Annotated in this window: 1 rRNA gene; it reads right to left on the bottom strand. The window is 55.8% G+C overall.

What is annotated here, in order from left to right:
- Window positions 1-1,009, bottom strand: a 23S ribosomal RNA gene (locus tag ACFVVI_RS35665); the annotation flags it as partial.

Below are 1,009 nucleotides of genomic sequence, written 5' to 3'. Positions count from 1 at the left end.
TGCAGGTCGGAACTTACCCGACAAGGAATTTCGCTACCTTAGGATGGTTATAGTTACCACCGCCGTTTACCGGGGCTTAAATTCTCAGCTTCGCCATTGCTGGCTAACCGGTCCTCTTAACCTTCCGGCACCGGGCAGGCGTCAGTCCGTATACATCGTCTTACGACTTCGCACGGACCTGTGTTTTTAGTAAACAGTCGCTTCTCTCTGGTCTCTGCGACCTCCCCCAGCTCTGAGTGCAAGACTCGTCACCAGGGCAGGTCCCCCTTCTCCCGAAGTTACGGGGGCATTTTGCCGAGTTCCTTAACCACAGTTCTCTCGATCGCCTTAGTATTCTCTACCTGACCACCTGTGTCGGTTTGGGGTACGGGCCGTGTACCAGCTCGCTAGAGGCTTTTCTCGGCAGCATAGGATCACTGAATTCCCCTCAACGGGTACGCATCACGTCTCAGGCTATATGCAACACGGATTTGCCTATGTTGCGCCCTACACGCTTACACCAGGTATTCCATCACCTGGCCCAGCTACCTTCCTGCGTCACCCCATCGCTTACCTACTACAATCGGGGTCCTGTGCAGCCGTCATTCCCCTCACCCGAAGGCTCAGTAAAACAACATTTGGACAGTTAGCACAACTGATTCAGCATTGGGCGCGGATACACGGGTACGGGAATATCAACCCGTTGTCCATCGACTACGCCTGTCGGCCTCGCCTTAGGTCCCGACTCACCCTGGGCGGATTAACCTGGCCCAGGAACCCTTGGTCATTCGGCGGACGAGTTTCTCACTCGTCTTTCGCTACTCATGCCTGCATTCTCACTCCCGTGGCCTCCACAGCTAGTTCACACTGCTGCTTCCACGGCCACAGGACGCTCCCCTACCCATCCACACACCTGGCCCTTCTCCGAAGAAAAGGACGGGCTATTGTGTGAATGCCGCGGCTTCGGCGGTGTACTTGAGCCCCGCTACATTGTCGGCGCAGGATCACTTGACCAGTGAGCTATTACGCA

Origin of the sequence: Nocardia sp. NPDC058114 (assembly GCF_042884695.1) — a bacterium.
GTDB lineage: Bacteria > Actinomycetota > Actinomycetes > Mycobacteriales > Mycobacteriaceae > Nocardia.
This window is presented reverse-complemented; position numbering and strand designations above follow the sequence as displayed.